Origin of the sequence: Phragmitibacter flavus, assembly GCF_005780165.1 — a bacterium.
In the GTDB taxonomy this organism is placed as follows: domain Bacteria; phylum Verrucomicrobiota; class Verrucomicrobiia; order Verrucomicrobiales; family Verrucomicrobiaceae; genus Phragmitibacter; species Phragmitibacter flavus.
Genome location: NZ_VAUV01000007.1, coordinates 277,774 through 297,047 on the forward strand (window position 1 = coordinate 277,774; position 19,274 = coordinate 297,047).

Sequence of the window (19,274 nt, forward strand, 5' to 3'; positions counted from 1 at the left end):
GTTGAGAGAGCTTATTTGCCAACGGAACCATGGAAGCCTGCTTTGTTCAGGGAGGCGATGAGATCAGATTCGGTGAAGTCGCCTTTGACGGTGAAGCTGTTCTGTTTGTTGACGATGTTGTATTCGGTGACACCGGGTGTCGATTTGACGGCGTCGGTCATGGCGTTGACGCATTTCTGACAGCAGAGATGGACGCTGGTGACGGTGGCGGTGGTAAGTTTTTTAGCAGGTTTGACGATCGTGGAAGAGGCGGCGGCGCTTGGTTCGGAACTGGTGCCGTAGTAGCCAGCGTCCATGATGGCCTCGACGGCTTTTTTGGCATTGGTTTTGGATTTCGAAACGATGGTTACAGTTTCACCTTCGGCGGTGACCGTGACGTCTTTGAGGTCGGCGGCGGCTTTGATGATGCCGTTGGTGCAGCCTTTGCAGCAGTTATGCACGCCTTCGAGGGTGACGGTGGTTTCGGCCTGGGCAATGGTGCTGACGAGTAGAAGGAAGGAAACTAGGATGGTTGATTTCATAGGATGAGATGTGAACGTCTGGATGGCGACCATTCTTGGGGGAGTTATTGCACGGCGACAAATTGGATGAGGTGAGGTCGTGCACGGGGATGAAGTTTTTCGAGCAAAAGACGCATGGTTTCTTCAGACATGGCGGTGCAGCCTGAGGTGGGTTCGTTGGGGGTTGGCCAGAGATGGAGGAAGATGCAGGAGCCGGAGTGGGGGCGATTTTTCGGATTGTGGGTGACGAACAGGCCGAGCCGATAGCTTCCTCCAGACGGGATCATGGACTCGGCGCTCTGCCAATCGCGGGTGACTTCACGAGTGTCGACGATCTGGTTGTAATGGTGCGAGTTTGGGTCATCAACCCCCGCATGGTGGGGGGTCATCCGATGGTAGGGGAGGTTGGAGTGGACTGAGGCGGCTTCTCCAAAAGCATACGGAATTCGGAACACACCAAGGGGAGTGCGTTTGTCGCCTTCGCGTTTCAGGGGAATGGAGGCCGGTCGTTGGATAGAGTGTTCGCCGATGCCCCATGCAAGGCCATTACGACCCAGTGAAACGGGGCTGGGACCGAGGGTGGATTGCCATTGATCAAGGTGTCGTTCGAGCAGCCAGAGGTGTCCGGCAGTGGACGAGATGGTGCTTGCCTGAACGACGACGATCTGAGTGCAAGTGGGATCAACAGCGGTGAGGAATTCGGGCGGTATGGTTGGAGCGGGAAGCGGGCTTTGCATGGTGTGACAGCCGAGGAGGAGGATGCAGCAGATGGCGGGCAGGACTGATGGGAAGGGGGGATTCAACAGGGAAAGTTTGAAAAGGGTTGATCACTGAGATGGCAGGATTGAGAGCGCAGCAGTTTTTTCTTGTTTAGCCTCAGCAAGTTCGATACGATTCGGGTTCGGTTCGGTGTGCTGGACTTTTGCTCAAGCATTTACGGCCAATCTTGTTTTGTCATCTGTGAAAATGCGTTTTTATTTCAGGTCTTTGTCGATGCTGGCAGCGGTGGCTGGATTGAGTTATTGCGGGGCTGATGTGAACGCGGCCACGATGGTTTGGGATGTCAACTCGGGAACCGACGGGGCTCAGGATGGCAATGGGACGTGGACGAATGGTGCTGGGAACTGGTTCAATGAAACGGTGCCGTTGCAGAATCAGAATTGGAACAATGCGGCCAATGATACGGCAGTTTTCGGTGCGGGCGGAACGTTGGTCAGCCAGACGGTGACGGTTTCAGGGACGGTTAACACGAATGGGATGGTGTTCCGTCCTTTGGTGGCGACCTCCCCGGCCTATATTTTTGGTGGAGCAGGCACTGTGGCATTGGCTTCCGGATCGACGATTTCGGTTTTGGATGGTGCGTCGGGCCTTGGTGCCAATCAACGGATCACTTTTGGGTCGGCGATTTCGGGGGAGAATTTAACGATCCAGAAAACCGGCGGATCGGCTCTGGCTTTGATGACGATTTCGGGAACGAATAGTTTGACGGGCACCTTGTCGCTTCGGAATACAGGAGCAGCCACTGGCGGACTTTTTGTGCAGGTGAACGGACAGAGTTCTCTGCCTTCGGGGACTTTAACGGCGGTGGACGGGGGGGCGGATGCGACGCTGGTGCTTGGGGCGAGGGGGGCTTGGGCAGTGCCGTTTGTTTTGAGTGGCGTTGGAGCTGGCGGCAGGGGCGCAATCCGTATGGATGCCAATGGCACGATCCTGACCGGCAGCATCACCTTGGCAGGCAATGCGAGCATCACGAGCAATACGGGGTCGACTCTTTCCACGATCAACTCGAACATTGGTCAGTCGGTGGGGCCGTTTAGTCTGACGTTGGGACGTCAAGGCGCTGGCACCAATACGGTGGTGCTGGGCGGTAACAACACCTTTACTGGCGGGCTGACGATTGATATCAATGAAGTGAGGATCAACAACCTGGGAGCGTTGAATTCAGCGGCTCCGAATGTGGTGACTTTTGCCTCCAGCGCCAACAACAAAGGTTTGGTGCTTAATGGATTTTCGGTGAGTGTGGCTGGTTTGGTTTCATCGGGTGGGACGGGCACCATCAGTGTGAGAAATTCGAATGCCGCAGCGGCGACTCTGACGATTGATACGCCCACCTTGGGGGCGTCGCCTTTTGGTGGGGTGATTGAGGATGGCGTGGGTGGCGGCGCTCTGTCAGTGGTGAAGAACGGGGCGGGAACTCAGGCACTTAGTGGGGCCAACACGTTTACGGGCGGACTGACCTTGAATGCAGGCCAGCTCAATATCAACAGCGCGACGGCCTTGGGAGCGACAGCCAGCACGTTTACCATTAACGGCGGCACGGTAGGCAACAGCAGTGGTGGGGCAATCGTGAACGCCAACAACAACGCCATTGTTTGGAATGGGAATTTCATCGCTTCTCCATCGTCGGCATTGGATCTTGGTGTTGGGGCAATTTCTTTGGGATCAGCTGCCGGCACCGTTCGTGATGTGAATGTGACGGGTGTGCTGTCACTGACTTTAGGCGGCAGTATTTCCGATGGCGCCACTGCCACTGGAGTTAGCAAATCGGGAGGAGGCACGCTGGTATTGGGTGGGATTGACAGCACTTACACGGGGCTAACTTCGGTGACGGGTGGGAATCTTCGAATTCGCAGTGACAAGGCGTTGGGCGGCACGGCGGCGGGAACCATTTTGGCAGCGAATACGCGCCTTCAGTTGGAGAACAACATCACGGTGACGGGCGAGGAACTTATCACGCCTTATATTGAAAACCTAAGCGGTGCCAACACTTGGAATGGCAATGTGCAGGCGGCGATTGGAGCGACTTTGACGTTGGATGCTGCGGCGGGAACTTTGCGGATTACCGGAGATGTCAATGCGGCTTCGACAGATCTCGTTGCGCATACTTTTAACGTGATTGGGTCGGGGACGGGCGAGGTGGTGGGAGCGATCTCTGGAACGCTTAGCGTTAACAAGACGGGAAGCGGCACATGGGTGTTTAGTGGGGCGAATGTTTACACGAGCGCCACCAATATCAATGGAGGCAACTTACAGATTGGCAGGTTGGGGGTTGGGCAAAGTGGCACGGGCGCGGTGAATTTGACGAATGTGAGTTCGGTATTGTCCGGGACGGGTAATGTGCGTGGCAATGTGAGTGTCACCAATGGCATGATCCGCGCGGGAGACAATGGGGGGGCGGGGGTGGGAACGTTGATGTTTGCCACGAGTGTGACGTTCAGTCCAAGTTCGTTGGCGACGGTGGGTGAGTTTACTTTGTTGAGCAACGGGGTCGGGGACAAACTTAGCATCGCGAGCAATCTTACCTTGAATGCGAACAGTCGTTTTGATGTGGTTTTTGATCCCACTTATACGCTGACGGTGGGTGACTCATGGGACATTGTCGATTGGGGTGGCAGCCTGGGGTTGAATGGGTTTGATGTGGGTGGGGATCGTGATGGGGCGGGGGATGCGCTGGACAACCTCAATCTCCCGGATTTGACGTTGCTGGCGGGATATTCGGGTCAGATTTGGCAGGTCACCAATTTTAGTGGCAGCGGGGCGCTCACCGTTAGTATTGCCAATGTGCCGGAGCCCACACGGGTTTTGTTGTTGGCTGGTGGGATGCTGGGCTGGTGGTGGCGGCGGCGGCGGTGGCGGTGGGTGGGTGGTTTGATTTGGACGGGTGAATGATGGGGGCAGGGTGGCTGCCTGGGGTGGATGGCCGGAATGATGAAACTGACAGGCAGCATGCCTGTCTCACGCACAGGCTACAAACCTGTGTCACTCTTTGGGGGCTTGTCTTGAGATGTTTTTCTCAGTGAAAAGGGTGTTGGGGCCGATGGAGAAGTCTTTGGCCTGATTGAAGATGATGGTGTCGGTGACGCTGTGGGATTTGCCGGTGAACTTGAAGGCGGGTCCGAGGTTGTCGTGGACGATGCAGTTTTTGTAGGTGGTGGTGCAGCGATCAACGTCGGCGACGCCGCCTTCTATGGAGCCGTTCCAGGCGATTTCGGCTCCAGCGACGTCCATTTGCACTTCGCCGTGGGCGCTGATGCCTTCGTCGCCATTGGAAAAGGCACGGACGTTTTCGAGTCGGATGCCGACCCACTTGTTATGGATGTTGAAGCCGTCGTTGGAGGCATGTTTGGCGGTGATGTTGCGCACGATGATGTGGGAGCAGGCGATGGTGATGCCGCTGGTCCAGGGTTTGGGCGGGCAGAGGATGGTGTGTTGGCCGGGGGTTTTGGAGGCGGGCCAGCGGAAGTAGATGGAGCCGTCGGGGAGGACGCCCATCTGGCCGGGCTTGACGGTGGCGGGCGGATGGTAGAGTCGGGTTTTGATGATTTTGTCGTTGCGTGCCCGCTCGGCGGCAGTGTCCCAGGCGAGAGTAATGGGGATTTCTTCGATGAACAGTCCGGTGCATTGACCGTCCTGATCAAGCGGGTAGGCGGCGATGGGACCGGTGGAGGTCCACAGGTTGCCTTCTTTTTTCCAGGTATGGTTGGTGATATCGACGCCGAGATCGATGGTGAGTCCCTTGCCGTCAAAGATGACAGGGTTTTCGGGCGTTCCGCCTTTGGTGAGGATGAGGGGCTGGTCGGTGATCTCGCCGGACCAGATCGATGTGGCAACAAGGAGGGACGCAAGAATGAAGCGCATGGGTTATGAGATGAGCTTTTTGAGAGTCTGCATGCCCTCGGCTTGCTTCTGGTGCACGAATGCCATGGCTTTTTCAACCTTGGCAAGGGCGCCTTCGTAGTCGTTGTGGATGCTCATGAGGATCTCGAACATTTTTTCGGCGGGGGTGCTGTCGAATTCGGGCAGCCATTCAGAGAGACCGATGTCCTGGAACATCCAGCATTTGGGCGAGTGAAATTCGGAATAGGTGTGGATGATGGGAGTGCCGTTTGCCAATGCGATGATGGGGGAATGCGGTTCGTGGCAGACGACGGTGTGGGCGCGGGCGAAAACGGAGGCGGCTTCGTCGGCGTTCCAGAATTCGTCGAGGTTGACGACGTGCTGCTGGATCTCGGGAGGAAGTTTGTCGTAGATGAAGCGTTTGTTGTGCTCCATTTCCTTGTAAACTTCGGGGGCGATGAGGACTTTGAGGCCAGTTTTTTTGACCCACATGGTGATGAGGTCCTGGTAGACCTTGGCGCGGCGTTCGTCGTCCGCGATCATCTGTGGAGTGGGGTTGAGAGGGTTGAGTTTTTGCGGACGATTGTCGTCGACACCGGGGCTGGTGGGGGTGTGGGTGCGGAGTTGGATGGTGATGAATTTGCGGTCTTCGAGTCCGTGCTTTTTCATGCGGGCAAGGCCGCGTGTTTCGTCGCGCACGTCGATACCGAAGCAACCGTCGGGTCCGAATTCGAGGACGGGCGTTTTGACGTTGGCGGCTTTGAGGATGGCGAGAGTTTTGGATTCGCGGGTGTAGATGAAGGAGGCGTTATTGAGGTGATCAATGCGGGTTTCCGCGCCTTCGCCACTGACCATGTCGGTGAAATACGACTGGCCGTAGAGGCCGTAGGGTTTGCCGACCTTGCGGCAGTGGACCATGAAGGTGGTGTCCTGGCCCATGCCGGAGTTGCGCATGAAGAAGTCGGCGCGGGCGATGGCTTTTTGGACGGGTCCGTCGTTTTCAGTGAGCTTGCCTTGGACGATCTCGACTTTGGGGAATCGGGTGCGCAGCATGGCTTCGACAGGCTCGTTGACGTGGGCGGCCCAAAGAATGATGTGGACGTCGGGAAGATGTTGTTCGAGGACGCGAAGGGTGCCGGGGGTATGGCCGATGTCGCCAATGTTTTTAACAGCCCAGGCGGAGTGGAGGAGGACGGTTTTTTTGATTGCGGGGGACTGGGAGAGGGACGGAAGCGAGGAGGCGCCGAGGGCGAGTCCGGTGGCTTTAATGAAGTGGCGGCGAGAGGAAGGGGAGGAAGCTGCGGAAATCATGGTGAGGAATAAAGGGGAACGGGATGGAGATGGAATTTCTTCCAATGGGTGAGCGGGTATGGGATAGGGTGAAAAGGATGTCGAGTGTGGTGAGAAGATTGGTTAGACTTGGTTGTATCAATTCGATTTAAAAGTATGAAGCCAAAAACTGTTTTTCTTGATGAGATGACCAATCCGGAACTGGAGGAGTTCCTGAAACGTCATCACACCGTGTTCATTCCGGTGGGCGCGACGGAGCAGCATGGCCCGCATTCTCCGCTGGGCACGGATGTGTTTTTGCCGAAGGAGATTGCGCGTAGGGTGGCGTTGGAGAGGGGTGATGTGGTGGTGGCTCCGGCGTTGCCGTATACGTTGTCGTATCCGCATCAGGGGTTTGTGGGCGAGTTCAGTTTGCGGATTGAAACGTTCATGGCGGTGATTCGTGATGTGGCGGTGTCGTTTGCGAAGAGTGGGTTCAAGAGGATCGTGTTTTTGAATGGTCATTTCGACAACACGTATGCGCTGGCCTATGCCTGTGCGCAGGCGGCACCGGACATGCCGGCGGATGCGAAGGCGTTTCCGTTCAACCATTGGGATGGATACACGGCGGAGCAGATGCAGGCATTCGGCATGCATGCGGGGGTGGGGGAGACCTCGATGGTAATGGCGATCAATCCCGATTGGGTTGACGCCGAGAAGTTGAATGTGGAGCATCCGCGATTTCCGGAGTCGAAGACGAAATCGGCGGCCTTGCACACGGCGTTTTTTTATTCGAGTCCGGGCAGTGTTTATCGGATCACTGAGAGTGGCACTTGGGGCGATGCAACGGGGGCGACCGCGGAGAAGGGGGAGGCGTTTTTGGAACAGGGAACGCGATCGGTGATTGAGCTGCTGGAGGACATGGAGCGCATGCTGGCGGAGACGCCGATTCGGTGAGGTGAGGTGGGGGACCGGGAGGGCGGACATTCGTGTCCGCTTTAGTTGGAAAAGAGGCTTCGCCGTTGAGGGAGATGACGCGGACAGGCTGCGTAGCCGCGAAGCGAATGTCCGGGCTCCTTTATCTCAGCATGAAAGGGATTCCGGCGGCTTGCATGGCGGCCTTTTCTTCGGAGAGGTATTGCTCGGCGAGTTTTTCGAAACCGCCACTGGCTCGGAACTTGGTGAGGAAGGCGTTGATCTGCTGAAGGAGATCGGGGGTGCCTTTGGCGAGGCCGATGGCCCAAGTTTCCTCGGTGAAAGGCTTGAGGAGGGCGCGGGTGGTGTCGGGATTTTTCTTTTGGTAACGGTAGATGCTCAATTGGTCGTAGAGGAAGGCGTCGGCGCGGCCCTGAATGACTTCGAGGACGCAGGCGGCGTCTTCGGAAAAGGCGGTGCGCTTGGTGTTGGGAAGGTTTTTGGTGGCCCAGGATTCGCCGGTGGTGGAGGATTTGACGGCGAGGCGGCGGTCGGGGGACTTGAGGTCGTCGATGGACTGGATGGGGGAATCTTTGGCAACCAGCAGGGCAAGAGCGGTGAAGGCGTAGGGTTCGGAGAAGTCGATGGTCTGGCGGCGTTCGTCGGTGGCGGTGAGGGAGGAGATGATGAGGTCGATGTTGCCGGATTTGAGGGCGGTGGTGAGGCTGCCGAATTCCATGGGGACGATGGTGAGGGGGCGGCCGAGATCGGCGGCGAGGGCTTCGGCGATTTTGACGCTGACGCCATCGGGTTTGCCGGAGCTGTCCTGGGTTTCAAACGGGGGGTAGTTGAGTTCCATGCCGACGCGAAGGGCATTGGATGGGCCGGGATTGCAGCCGGTCAGGAGCGTCAGGCAAAAAAGAAGGATGAGGCGCATGGGGGAGTTTGCGCCTTTGGCGGACGTTGGCAAATGATACGGTGGGTGATCAGTCAGTTGGATTGACTGACGATCCAGGGGAGGGTGCGACCGTCGATCTCTTTGCTTCCGGCCCTGGCGGCGCGACCACGAAGGATATCACCCTCCGCGTGGTGGGTTTTGACGCCGGTGACATAAAGGGGCTTGTCCCATTCGACGTAGCTGGGCACGTGGTAAACTCTTTGGCAGGGTTTGCGCAGGGCATTGACGACACGGGCGGTTTCACCTACTGGGCCCCCTTCGTGGTAGCGATGGCAAAGGAGTGAGCCGTCGGGATAGACATGGGTGATCTGGACGACCATGTATCGGTATTTGAGCTGGCTGAAGTGGACGGTTTCCAGTTCTTTTTTGCGGAGGATTTTGCGGATGCGTTCGGCGTTTTCGAATTCTTCTTTTCTCGTTTTGGCGAGGGCGGTGCGGTGTTCGATAGCTTGATCCGGTTGCAGATTGAAGGTTTGCTGAAGGTCGGTCGGCAGGTTTTCGAATTCGATTTTGGAGGCTCCGGTGTCGTGCATGATGCGGATGCCGTCGGGTTCGACTTTGAGGAGTCGGGCGTTGTGATAGGTGGCGTTGTGAACGACGAGTTTTGGCCAGGTGGTTTCTTGGGCGGCTGCGTTGTGTGTGACGAGCAGGAGGATCAGGATGCAAAAAAGAGGTCGCATGCTGGGGTTTGACGGAGCGAATCGGTTTTCATTCGATGGGGATGCAATTTCAGGCGGGGATCAGTGTGTTTTGGTTGCGCGCCAAAAAATAATGACCCCGGCAAATCGATGGACTTGCCGGGGTCGGATAAATTTTTTATAACGAGTGCCGAACTACTTGGCGAACGGATGTTCTTTGAGGAGTTGGTCGGTGGTGTAGAACATCATGCGGCCGGGGTTGGCGTCGCGGATGGGTTTGACCTGGGAAGGTTTGATCGGGTCGGCTTTGTTGCCAAAGCTGTTGCGGACAAAGGTCAGGACGTCGGCGATGTCCTGGTCGTTCAACATGCCGGCGAAGGGCGTCATGGGGACCTGACCGTCGTATTTCTTGCCGTTGACTTCGAGGGGGCCCATCAAGCCATACATGGTGAGTTTGATGAGGCGGTCGGCATCTTCGGTGACCCATGGGCTTTTTTCGATGGAGGGGAAGGCGGGATCAAGGCCTTTGCCGTTGGGTTGGTGACAGGTGACGCAGTGGCCTTCGCGGAAGTAGATCTTCTGACCGGCAAGGAACTGGGCTTTGGCTTCAGCATCAAGGTGCGCGGGAGCGGCGAGTTCGACGTGGTCGGAGACTTCTTTTTCAACGAGTCCTGAAAGGCGGGTCTCGGCGGTTTTATTGGCGTTGGTGCTCCACTCGTCGAGGGGTTTGCTGGAGGTGATGGCGACGATTTTCTTCGCAGCAGCAATGTCGGGGAGCCACGAAGCAGCGACGGTGGCTTCGAGTCGGACGCGACCATTTTCGTCGTTGGCGGCTTTTTCAAGCAGGGCAACGGCGTCGGGGATGCGGTCGAAGTTGTAGCGGATGACGCGGACGGCGGCGGCGCGGGCGCGGGCATCTTTGGCGGCGAAGACCTGATTGAGCAGGGCGGGGTCGACCTGGTTGAGGCCCCAAGTGGTCCAGAGAGCTTCGAGCAAGTGGTGCTCGTATTTGGCGTCGTTTTTGTCGAGGGCGGCAACCCAGGTTTTGAGCGCAGGGAGCACTTCGGCGGCGGGGCGGCCGCGCAGTTCGTTGCGGGTGCGATAGCGGGCGCGGAGTTCAGGTTCCTTCAAGTTGTTGAGGAGGGTCTCGATGGAGGCTCCGGCAACTTGAGCGGGCTTGACGAGCGGGCGGCTTGGGTAGGTGATGCGGTAGATGCGGCCGTGGACGTGGTCGCGAAGGGGATCGCGGGCGTTGTGTTGCATGTGGCCGATGAGGACGTTGTGCCAGTCGATGACGTAGAGGGAGCCGTCGGGGGCGAACTCGAGATCGACCGGGCGGAAGTTGCCGTCAGTGCTTTTGAGGAGGTCGTGACGGAAGGTGGTTTTCCAGCCGGTGCCGTTGTCTTCGATTTGATGTTGTTTGATGCCGAGGAAGCCAATGGAGTTGGCGAGGATGATGTCGCCCTGGACTTCGTCGGGGAAGTGGCGGGAGGAAACGATTTCGAGTCCGGAAGTGGGGCGGACTTTTTGGCCTTCGGGAATGAGGTCGGGAGTGGAGGGGGTTTTGCTGCCGAAGGTGGGTTTGATGGAGACGGGGAGCATCCAGTTCATGCTGGTGCCGGAGGTGTGCAGGAAGAAGTCCTGGCCCCATTGATCGAAGACGGCGCCCCATGGATTTGGGATGCCCATCTGCACGGTGCGCTCGAGTTGGCTGCGTTGGGGGCTGTAACGGTAGAAACCACCATCGACTGCGCGAATGGGGCCGTAAGCGGTTTCGACGTTGGAGTGAAGGAAGACGCCTTCGCACATGATGATGCCACCGCTGGGGTCGGCGGTGAAGGCACTGATGGCGTGGTGGGTGTCGTGGGTGTCGAAACCGCCGAGAACGATCTCGGTGGAGTCGGCTTTGTCATCGCCGTTGGTGTCGCGGATGAGGACGAGGTTGGGCTCCTGCGAGACGTAAACGCCGTCGGCGGCGAATTCGAAACCGATGGGCAGGTGGAGTTTGTCGGCGAAGACAGTTTCCTTGTCGGCTTTTCCGTCGCCGTTGGTGTCTTCATAGATGAGGATTTTGTCGTCGGGCATCGCATCGCCAGGACGGTAGTGAGGATAGGTGGGCATGGTGGCGACCCAGAGACGGCCTTTGGCGTCGAAGGAGAGCTGCATGGGGTTGGCGAGATTGGGGAACTCTTTTTCGCTGGCGAAGAGTTCGACTTTGTAACCTTCGGGGACCGTTAGAGATTTTTCGGCGGCTTCACCGTAAAGGTATTCCTGAGTGCCGTTCTTGGCGCTCGGCTGATAGTTGGTCGGGACGTCGGGAAGTTGGTGGGTCTTGCTGTCGTCGACGCTGAGATCGGATTTTTTGGAAGAAGCGACGTTGTGAATGAGGGTGTCGCGCAGGGCGGCCATTTCACGGGTCTTTTTGACTTCGTCAGGATAGTTTTGAGGGCCGAACGGATTGTAGCGTTGGCCGTGGGTGTGGACGCCGTTGAGGATGTGATAGTCGTTGTTCCAGAACCAGTCCTTTTCTTTCACCGCTTCGCGAACGAGGGCAGGGTCGGCTTTGGAGGTGCGGGACTGGTGTCCGTAAATGCCGGTGGCAAGCAGTTCGGCAATTTTTTCATAGCCGAGTTCGTTGGGGACGAATCCATCAGTGGTGAGGGGGGCTTCGGTATTGGCGTAGAGGGTTTTGGTGGGGGTGAAGAGGTCGATGAAGGTGAGGCCGTGTTTTTTGGCGACGGTTTCAATGGTAGCAGAGTAGAGGATGATGTTGGCGTTCTCTTTTTGGCCGTTGGGAAGATCGCGCTGGGCGGACTGGTCTTCAAACGCGATGGGAGAGACGAGGACAATGCGGGGTGCGGCTTTGCCATTGTAAGCTTTGGTGAGCGAGTGCTGAACCCAGGCATCGAGTTCGGCTTCGAAGTTGGCGACCTTGGAAGGGCCGTCGAAGGATTCGTTGTAGCCGAAGAATGCGACAATCGTGTCGGCTTTCAAATGGGTGAGCCACTGGTCGGGCGTGGGGAAGAAACCTTTGCCGTTGTGGGTTTTGAGTTCCGGATGGAATTTTTCAGCGCCGGGAAATGCCCATTGGGTGGGGCGGGAAGGATGGGGGCGGAAGCCGGGGGTGTCGCCAACGCGGCCCATGTTACGAAGGAAGAGTTGCTGGTCGGGGAAGCGCAGGTGGAGTTCGGTTTCGATGCGATGGTAGTAGACGTCGCGTTCGGCGAGGCCGTTGCCGATGAGCACGATGCGTTCAGCCTGCGATGGAGCGGCGACGGCTTGTGGGCGGACGGAGGTTGCAGCGGTGGGTTCAACTTGCGGAGCGTGAGGAGCGCCGGGGCCGCTGTTGTCGGGGTATTTGGGACGCTCGACGCCGCCGGTGGCAGGGCTTTTGCCGAGAGCGTAGTCGGCAGGTTTACGGTTGAGATTTTTGTAGAATTCGTTTTTGAGGTTGCCGTAGAAGGTAGGTTCGAATTTGTCGACCGGGGTGGCATCGGATTTGTCGGGAACTTTTTGGCCGGTGAGGTAAAGGGAGGCGTTGATGACCAGGCGGCGGAGGTCTTCGTCGGCGAAATCATCGGAGGAACCGAGGGTGGTGCAGAAGGCTTTGCCTTTGGTGGTGCCGTTGGGAGCGGTGTATTCGCGCAGCCAAGCGAGCGGCATCATGGGTTTGTTTTTGGGTCCGTCGAGGTTTTTGGATTTGGGGTTGAGCGATTCGGTGACGGCTCCGCGAAGGAGAATGGTGGCGGCTTTTTCGTCGAGGTTTTTGATGCCGTAGACATCGGTGGCTCCGAAGATTTCACCGACGCTTTTGAGGATCTCGTGGGATTTGTTGGCGGCTTCGATGACGCTGCGGGTGCCTTCTTTTTTGTGAACGCCGTGATGGTTCACCCAACGTTCTCCGAGGATGGAAAAGCCGAAGTCGGCCCATTTGAAGTCGCCGGTTTTGGCGTCGCCTTTGAAGGCGTGGGTGGCGGTGCGGAAGCCAATGACGGGTTTGCCGTCGTTGAGGAATTTGGCGAAGGGGGCGAGCTGGGCTTCGGGAAGCTGGCGGAAGCGGGTGCCGATGATGAGGAGGTCGGCGTCGTTGAGGGCCTCAGTGCCGGGGGTGTTGGTTTGGAAGTTGGAGTCGATGTAACCGCCGTCAGGGTTGATGGAGAAAAGGACGGTGCAGTCGAAGCCGTGTTTCTGGCTGAGGATCTTGGCCAGCATGGGGGCGGTTTCCTCGGAGCGGTATTCCTCATCACCGGCGACCAGCACGATCTTTTTGCCATTGGCGGTGCCTTGTTTGGCGGGCAGGTGAAGCCAGTCGGCGGCGGGAGCCAGCGCGGTCGAGGCGAAGAGTGCAAGTGCGAGGACGATGTGTTTCATGGGTGAATTCGTGAGGACGGGCAAAGCAATACGTGGGCGTGAGGTGAAATATTAGGCGTTCGTGAGAGAAAGAGAAAGGGCGATCATTTTGAATGCGAATGGGGGAAACGCACAAGGAATTTTTGAATAGCGGGGGTGCGGCGGATTGGGACAGAGTTTTTCCCTTTCTTCGCGGCGGGCAACGAAGGCGGGATGAAGCAGCGGACCGGGAGGGCCGTTGGCGGGAGGGCGTTTTGTCCGGAAGTGGATTCCGTCGACGCTTTAGGCGACCATTTCTTTGATGGTGCCGGAGCTGTCGCCGTGGCGTTCGGCTTTGACGCCGAGGCCGTGGAGCATGGTGAGCCAGGCGTTGCAGAGAGGGGTGTCTTCGGAGACAACAATGTTGTGGCCGAGCTTGAGGCCGGCACCGCCGCCGGTGATGAGGGTGGGGCAGTTGTCGAGGTCGTGTTCGGTGCGTATGTTGCTGCCGTAAGCGAGGGCGACGTGATCGAAGAGACGGGTGCCGTCGGTTTCTGCGGTGGATTTGAGTTTGTCGATGAAACCGGCGAGGAGTTCGCTTTGGACGAGGTCGCGACGTTGCGAGGCCTGGTGTTTTTCGCCCATGGTGGAGTGGTAGTGGCTCATGTCATGGGGGGCGACTTTGATGTCGAGGCTGGTGAGAAGGCTGCCAACGGGCTGGCGGTAGGTGAGGACGCGGGTGCTGTCGGTTTGCATGGCGGCGACCATGAGGTCATACATGATTTTGATTTCTTCGCGTCCGGCGAGGCCGGGTTGGGGTTCGGGGATGGGGGCTTTGACGGGGGGAACGCCGATCCATTGTTCGTCTTTGCTGAGTCGGGTTTCGATATCGCGGATGCCCTGGAAATATTCGTCAAGTTTGGCGGTGTCAGTTTTGCTGAGGCCACGTTTGAGGTCGTTGGCGTTTTCGAGGACGGTGTCGAGCACGCTGCGTTTTTGGGCGAGCATGGCTTTTTGTTGTTCGATGGGGGTGTTGTCGGAGGAGAACAGTCGATGGTAGGCTTCGAGGGGGCCTTTGTGGCCGCCGACGGGTTTGCCGCTGATGTCCCAGGCCATGGAGAGGCCGGGGCCGTGGCCGGAGCGATCGTTTTCTTCGCTGTGGTTGAGCTGGAGGGAGGCGAAGCGGGTTTGCAGGCCGAGTTGGGCGGCGGCGACCTGGTCGGCAGAGATGCTGTTGTGGAAGGTTTGGCCGGGTTGTTCGAATCGGTTCGCTCCGGTGAGCCACCAGGTGCTGCCTGCGTGGCCGTCGTGGGTGTGTTTGTTCCAGAGACCCTGGACGATGGAAAAGTCGGCTTTGTGACGGGCGAGGGGTTTGAGGCCTTCGGGCAGGGTGTAGTCGGGGCCGGGCTGGTTGATGTCGGGAAACCAGGTTTCAGTGGTAATGCCCCAGCCAAAGCCGAGGAATACGAGTCGTTTGGGTGGGGTGGCGGGCGCAGTCGCGGCGGCGGAGGCGAAGCGGCGGAAGCCGAGGGATTGCAGGACGGGCAGGGCAATGAGCGCGGTGTTGGAGCGCAGAAAGTGGCGGCGGGAGAGGGGTGTGGTCATGATTCGGTTACTTGGTGTTGAAGGCTTTGCTGCTGACGACGGCGTGGATGAACTCGCGGGTGGCGAATTTTTTCGATTGGGTGTGGCTGACGATTTGTTCGATGAGGGGTTCGTCGCGGAAGCCAGTGGGGCGTCCGAGGGCGTAGCTGAGGAGGGCTTCGCTGAAGCCGCGGGCGAAGTCGTCGGAGCGGGAGGCGATGATGTTGCGGAGTTCGTGGTAATTGTTGAAGGCGGGGCCTTTGTGGAGGGTGGCGGCGGCTTCGATGGTCCAGGTTTTGGTGGATTTGGGATCGGGTTTGCCGTTGGGAAGGGAGGCAGTGTAGCTGTCCTGGGTGCGCCATTGGCCGACGGCGTCGAAGTTTTCGAGTCCGTAACCGATGGGGTCGATGCGGCGGTGGCAGCTGGCGCATTGGGGGTCTTCCTGGTGGGCGAGGAGGCGTTCCTTGGTGGTGAGGACCTGGCCGGTGAGGCGGGTGAGGGCGGGGATGTTGGGTGGGGCGGGTGGTGGAGGATCGTGGAGGAGTTTGCGAAGGACCCAGGCGCCGCGTTCGACGGGGCTGGTGTGTTCGCCGTTGCCGCCCATGTAGGCGATGGCGGCCATGCCGAGGAGTCCGCCGCGTGGGGAGTTGGGAGGCAGGGCAACCTTTTCAAAACCGTGGCCTTTGACGCCGGGGAGGCCGTAGTAGTTGGCGAGGACGCGGTTGATGATGGCGTAGTCGGATTTGAGGAGGAGGCTGAGGTTTTCGTTGTGACGGACGAAGTGGCTGAGCGTGGCGTAGACTTCCTGTTGCGCGGCGAGACGGGTGCCGTTGTCGAAGCGGGGGTAGAGTTCGCGGTTGGGTTCGAAGAAGTCGAAGCGGTCCATGCCGAGCCATTGGTGAGTGAAGGCGTTGATGAAGTCTTCGGATCGTGGGTCGTCGAGGAGGCGTTCGGTTTGGGCGGCGAGGGTGGCGGGGTTTTGCAGGTCGCCGTTTTTGCCGAGTTCGCGAAGGGTGGTGTCGGGTGGGGCACTCCAGAGGAAGTAGGCGAGGCGGGTGGCGAGTTCGGGTCCGGTGAGTGAACGGGGTTTTTCCTCGGAGGAGGGTTCCGCAAGATAGAGGAACATCGGCGAGGCGAGGACAACGGAGAGGGTTTCTTTGAGGGCGGTGGCGGGTTTGTCACCGGCAGTGCGGCGGGTTTGATAGAGGGTGAGGAGTCGGTCGATGTAGTTGGCGGGTGGGGTCACGCCACGGAAAGCCTCGTGGGTGAAGCGTTCGAGGGCGCTGCGCAGCTCGGGCGTGGCCGGGGCGGGAGATTTGTCGTTGAGGGGGATGTTGTTGAGGGCGGCGATGGCGGGCGGAGTGGGTTTGGTGTTGTTGGGAAGGCGTTCGACTTCGATCCAGTCGATCCACAGGACGAAGTCGGGGCCGAGGCCGTTGCGTTTGACGGCTTCGCTGCGTTTGCGGTTGCCGGATTCGTTGGTGTCCCAACTGCCTTTTTCGCGGAAGAAGAGCATGCGGGTGTCGTGATCGGAGTTGCCGCGGGTCATGGTGAGGGGGAACTCAACAATTTGGGGATCGTCGATGGTGCCGGTGATTTCGCGGGTGGCGAGCACGGGGCCCTGGCGGGCGTTGATGCCGAAGTCGAGGAAGCGGCGGTCGGCGGGGGCGTCTTTGGTGACGCCGGCTTTGACGCGGACGATGTAGTTGCCAGGGGGCCAACTGAAGGGAACGAGGACGTTGACGGATTTGAGGTTGAGTTCGGCGGGGTGGCGGGTTTCGGGTCCGAGATAGGCACCGGTTTTTACGTGGGGTTGCTGGAGGTAGTGCTGGTGGTATTCGAGCCAGCCAGCGCGGAGGGAGTCGTTGGCGAGGTCGGCGTCGTTTTCGCCTTTTTTGTCGAAGCCAAAGGAGCGTGGGGATGGGGCACCGGGGATTTTTTCCCATTCGCGGCGGAGCTGGGCGATGTCGTTGGGGTTTTTGATTTGGGTGCGGAGTTGGGCGACGATGGTGGCGTTTTCGGGGAGGGCGATGGCTTTTTCGACGGCTTCAACCCAACGTTGAGCGCGGGCTTTACCGTCGATCTGGTGGGCGACGAATTTTTCGATGACGGGCGTGAACGTTTCGGCTTCGTGGCGGAGGCTGCGTTGTTCGCTGGCGTTGAGGTGCCACGTGAAGGCTTCGGTGAGGGCTTCGCGTCCGAGGGATTGGTATTGTTCGAACTGGTTTCCGGACATGAAGAGGTTGATGCCGGCGGTGTCGAATCCACCTGCGGCGATGTCGGCAGGGAGTTCGCTGACGTTGATTTGGACGCCGAGAAGTTCGCGCAGAGTGTTGCGATATTCGCGGCGGTTGAGTCGACGCAGGGTGATGACGCCGTTTTGATCGCCGAGGCTGCGACGGGCGGCCACCATGGCGCTGGAGAGGTCGTCGAGGAAATCGGTTTTGGCGTCGCTGGCGGGTTGGGGTTCGTCGTCAGGGGGCATGTCGCCTGAGTTCATGGCATTCAGGACCATCTGCCATTTTTCGGCGGTTTGGACGTCGGTGATGGTGAGGGGGAGATCGTCGATGCGGAACTGGCCTTTGCGGGTGTCGGCGTTGTGGCAGGTGATGCAGTTTTCTTTAATAAGCGCGCGGTGTTTGTCAGGCAAAACGGCGCGTGGGGATTCAGCAGCGGCTGTGGTGGTGAGGCACAGGGCGAGCAAGGCGTGTTGAATTTTTTGGAGGGCGCGGATCACGGAAGGGCGGGACGTTGGGTGAGGGTGGTGCGGATGTTGTCGAGGAAGAGGCCTTTGAACTCGACGGGTTTGGGGATTTCGGGTCGGTGGGAGCCGTGAAGGTGGGCGCGCAGGTGGATCATGAGGTAGCGGGTGCTGGCAGGAAGGCGGAGTTCGGAGGCGACGTTTTGCCAATGGTTGGGGGAGGCGTCTGTGGTTTCGGTTCGCGCCGAGGTGGCGAGGATGCGTAGGGCGGACTCTGAGGTTTCGGGATTTTCGGAAAGCGCGGCGCGGCTTAGGAAGGCGTCGTCGCGTTCGCCGGGAGGAGGGAGGGCGTCGATGGCGTAAACGGTGACGCCGCAACTGAGGCGTTGGAGGTCGGCCTGAGGCAGGGCAGAGAACTGGGCGCTGATGAGGAGGGAGACGTCGCCGCGATGGATGCCGAGGTCGGGGTTGGTGAGGTCGATGATGTGGAAGAGGTCGGCGACCCAGCCGTCGCGAATAGGTTTACCTTGGTAATCAGCGCGCAGGAAGCGCAGCATGTGCTTGCCTTGGGCCGGCTGGACGTTGCTGGTGGGGCCGACGATTTCTGAGAAGTCGCCGCTCCATTGTCCAGGTTGAAGGGGCATGCCGGTGACGAGCGGCGCGGCGGAGGTTTCGAAGGTTTCTTCGAGGAGGGCGATGGGTTTTGGAGAGTAGTTGCCGACGTAACCCCAGACGACGGTGGCGCAGAACAGTCCGATGACGAGTCCTGCGACGGCGGACATGAGGGGGTTAAGTGAAAGGGACGATGTGCGGGTGCGGGCAGAGGTTTTGAGGAGGGGTGCCGGAATGACATGGCGAATTTCGGCGAGGCTGCATTCGTTGTCGTTGTAGAGGAACCAAAGCTGGCGAGCGTCGGCGTTGGATTTGAGGAGGGTGGACAGGGATTCTTTGTCGATGGGGGTAAGGGTTTGATTGAGGGCGGCGTTGAACAGCCGGTGCCATTCGTCGGGAGTGGGAACGGGGTTGGAGTTCATATGGGAAGGGTGTTGGTCATGCGGCGTTGCACGCATTCGGCGAGGGCGCGACGAATGAAGTTGAGTTTGTTGTAGATGGTTTGGATGGCGCGTCCCTGTTGTTGGGCGAGGGTGGCGGCTTCAATGCCTTCCAGGTAGATGGCATCGACAAGATCGCGATGCTGAGGATCAAGTTTTTCGATACAGGCTTCGAGGGCTTCCATGCGTGGATGCCACTGGAGCAGGTGGGATTCGCGTTCGGTGGCAAGGGTTTGCAGGAGTTCGTCCTCGAATTCGAGGTGGGAGCGCCCGGTGCTGCGTTGGAAGTTGCGGGTTTCGTAGAAGGCAACGGTGGTGGCCCAAGCGATGAAGTCGGTGCCCGGTTCGAAGGTGGCAAATCGACGCCACATGAGGAGGCTGGTGCGTTGGAGGACGTCCTCAGCATCGTGACGGTTGCCGAGCAGGGACATGATGTAGCGCAGCAGCAGTGCATGGGCTCCGTTAAGCAGCACGACGAATTCTTCCTGCCGGTCAGGCGGGAGCGGGGAAGAGGGTTCGTGCGGGTGTGGCTGCGGATGATTGGTCACTGAGGGGGTATGTAGGCGGCGAACCCAGTCTTACCGGGATTTTTTGGGGTGGGGTGGCTAGTGATGTGGTTGAGAGTGGTGAGAACTGTGCAAAGAAATCACTGCAGGAATGGTGAAGTCGGCGGCGGAGTTTGGCGAACAAGTCAGTCCCGGTCCGAGACTC

At 58.8% G+C, this 19,274-nt stretch carries 13 protein-coding genes; 2 read left to right on the forward strand and 11 right to left on the reverse strand.

Annotated features, from left to right (window positions below; all coding sequences use genetic code 11):
* Window positions 1–11 precede the first annotated feature (11 nt).
* Together FEM03_RS11065 and FEM03_RS11070 are read right to left on the reverse strand one after the other, a co-directional pair.
* Complete coding sequence (locus FEM03_RS11065; protein WP_166442788.1) at window positions 12–521, reverse strand: cation transporter; 510 nt, start codon at window positions 519–521, stop codon at window positions 12–14.
* A 44-nt stretch (window positions 522–565) separates the two neighbouring features.
* Window positions 566–1,303: a L,D-transpeptidase family protein gene (locus FEM03_RS11070; RefSeq protein WP_138086316.1), complete on the reverse strand. Its 738-nt coding sequence runs from the start codon at window positions 1,301–1,303 to the stop codon at window positions 566–568.
* A 163-nt stretch (window positions 1,304–1,466) separates the two neighbouring features.
* On the opposite strand from FEM03_RS11070, the gene FEM03_RS11075 reads away from it, so the two are divergent.
* Window positions 1,467–4,169, forward strand: a complete 2,703-nt coding sequence (locus tag FEM03_RS11075) for a beta strand repeat-containing protein (RefSeq protein ID WP_138086317.1) — start codon at window positions 1,467–1,469, stop codon at window positions 4,167–4,169.
* A gap of 90 nt (window positions 4,170–4,259) precedes the next feature.
* On the opposite strand, the gene FEM03_RS11080 is transcribed toward FEM03_RS11075, so the two are convergent.
* Complete coding sequence (locus FEM03_RS11080) at window positions 4,260–5,138, reverse strand: hypothetical protein (RefSeq protein ID WP_138086318.1); 879 nt, start codon at window positions 5,136–5,138, stop codon at window positions 4,260–4,262.
* Between the two features lie 3 nt (window positions 5,139–5,141).
* A complete protein-coding gene (locus tag FEM03_RS11085) occupies window positions 5,142–6,428 on the reverse strand; it encodes a polysaccharide pyruvyl transferase family protein (protein ID WP_138086319.1) in 1,287 nt (428 codons plus the stop codon).
* Between the two features lie 135 nt (window positions 6,429–6,563).
* Between FEM03_RS11085 and FEM03_RS11090 the strand changes: the two genes are divergently transcribed.
* The gene (locus FEM03_RS11090) at window positions 6,564–7,343 is read left to right on the forward strand and encodes a creatininase family protein (RefSeq protein WP_138086320.1); all 780 of its coding nucleotides are present in this window, start codon (window positions 6,564–6,566) and stop codon (window positions 7,341–7,343) included.
* 121 nt (window positions 7,344–7,464) lie between these two features.
* Here the strand turns inward: FEM03_RS11090 and FEM03_RS11095 are convergent, their stop codons facing one another.
* From FEM03_RS11095 to FEM03_RS11125, 7 genes are all read right to left on the reverse strand, one after another.
* Window positions 7,465–8,238, reverse strand: a complete 774-nt coding sequence (locus tag FEM03_RS11095; protein WP_138086321.1) for a transporter substrate-binding domain-containing protein — start codon at window positions 8,236–8,238, stop codon at window positions 7,465–7,467.
* 53 nt (window positions 8,239–8,291) lie between these two features.
* Window positions 8,292–8,939, reverse strand: a complete 648-nt coding sequence (locus tag FEM03_RS11100; RefSeq protein WP_138086322.1) for a hypothetical protein — start codon at window positions 8,937–8,939, stop codon at window positions 8,292–8,294.
* A gap of 153 nt (window positions 8,940–9,092) precedes the next feature.
* A complete protein-coding gene (locus FEM03_RS11105) occupies window positions 9,093–13,268 on the reverse strand; it encodes a PVC-type heme-binding CxxCH protein (protein ID WP_138086323.1) in 4,176 nt (1,391 codons plus the stop codon).
* A gap of 261 nt (window positions 13,269–13,529) precedes the next feature.
* Complete coding sequence (locus tag FEM03_RS11110; protein WP_138086324.1) at window positions 13,530–14,831, reverse strand: DUF1552 domain-containing protein; 1,302 nt, start codon at window positions 14,829–14,831, stop codon at window positions 13,530–13,532.
* A gap of 7 nt (window positions 14,832–14,838) precedes the next feature.
* Complete coding sequence (locus FEM03_RS11115; protein ID WP_240772745.1) at window positions 14,839–17,547, reverse strand: DUF1592 domain-containing protein; 2,709 nt, start codon at window positions 17,545–17,547, stop codon at window positions 14,839–14,841.
* Window positions 17,544–18,545: a hypothetical protein gene (locus tag FEM03_RS11120; RefSeq protein WP_138086325.1), complete on the reverse strand. Its 1,002-nt coding sequence runs from the start codon at window positions 18,543–18,545 to the stop codon at window positions 17,544–17,546. Before FEM03_RS11120 ends, FEM03_RS11115 begins: the two co-directional genes overlap by 4 nt.
* A complete protein-coding gene (locus FEM03_RS11125; protein WP_138086326.1) occupies window positions 18,542–19,111 on the reverse strand; it encodes a sigma-70 family RNA polymerase sigma factor in 570 nt (189 codons plus the stop codon). The genes FEM03_RS11120 and FEM03_RS11125 overlap by 4 nt, the downstream gene beginning before the upstream one ends.
* Between the last annotated feature and the right edge of the window lie 163 nt (window positions 19,112–19,274).

Coding starts and splice junctions, on each gene's coding strand:
- FEM03_RS11065 (WP_166442788.1), bottom strand. CDS start 521: ATGAAATCAACCATCCTAGTTTCCTTCCTTCTACTCGTCAGCACCATT.
- FEM03_RS11120 (WP_138086325.1), bottom strand. CDS start 18,545: ATGAACTCCAACCCCGTTCCCACTCCCGACGAATGGCACCGGCTGTTC.
- FEM03_RS11090 (WP_138086320.1), top strand. CDS start 6,564: ATGAAGCCAAAAACTGTTTTTCTTGATGAGATGACCAATCCGGAACTG.
- FEM03_RS11110 (WP_138086324.1), bottom strand. CDS start 14,831: ATGACCACACCCCTCTCCCGCCGCCACTTTCTGCGCTCCAACACCGCG.
- FEM03_RS11080 (WP_138086318.1), bottom strand. CDS start 5,138: ATGCGCTTCATTCTTGCGTCCCTCCTTGTTGCCACATCGATCTGGTCC.
- FEM03_RS11095 (WP_138086321.1), bottom strand. CDS start 8,238: ATGCGCCTCATCCTTCTTTTTTGCCTGACGCTCCTGACCGGCTGCAAT.
- FEM03_RS11085 (WP_138086319.1), bottom strand. CDS start 6,428: ATGATTTCCGCAGCTTCCTCCCCTTCCTCTCGCCGCCACTTCATTAAA.
- FEM03_RS11105 (WP_138086323.1), bottom strand. CDS start 13,268: ATGAAACACATCGTCCTCGCACTTGCACTCTTCGCCTCGACCGCGCTG.
- FEM03_RS11075 (WP_138086317.1), top strand. CDS start 1,467: ATGCGTTTTTATTTCAGGTCTTTGTCGATGCTGGCAGCGGTGGCTGGA.
- FEM03_RS11100 (WP_138086322.1), bottom strand. CDS start 8,939: ATGCGACCTCTTTTTTGCATCCTGATCCTCCTGCTCGTCACACACAAC.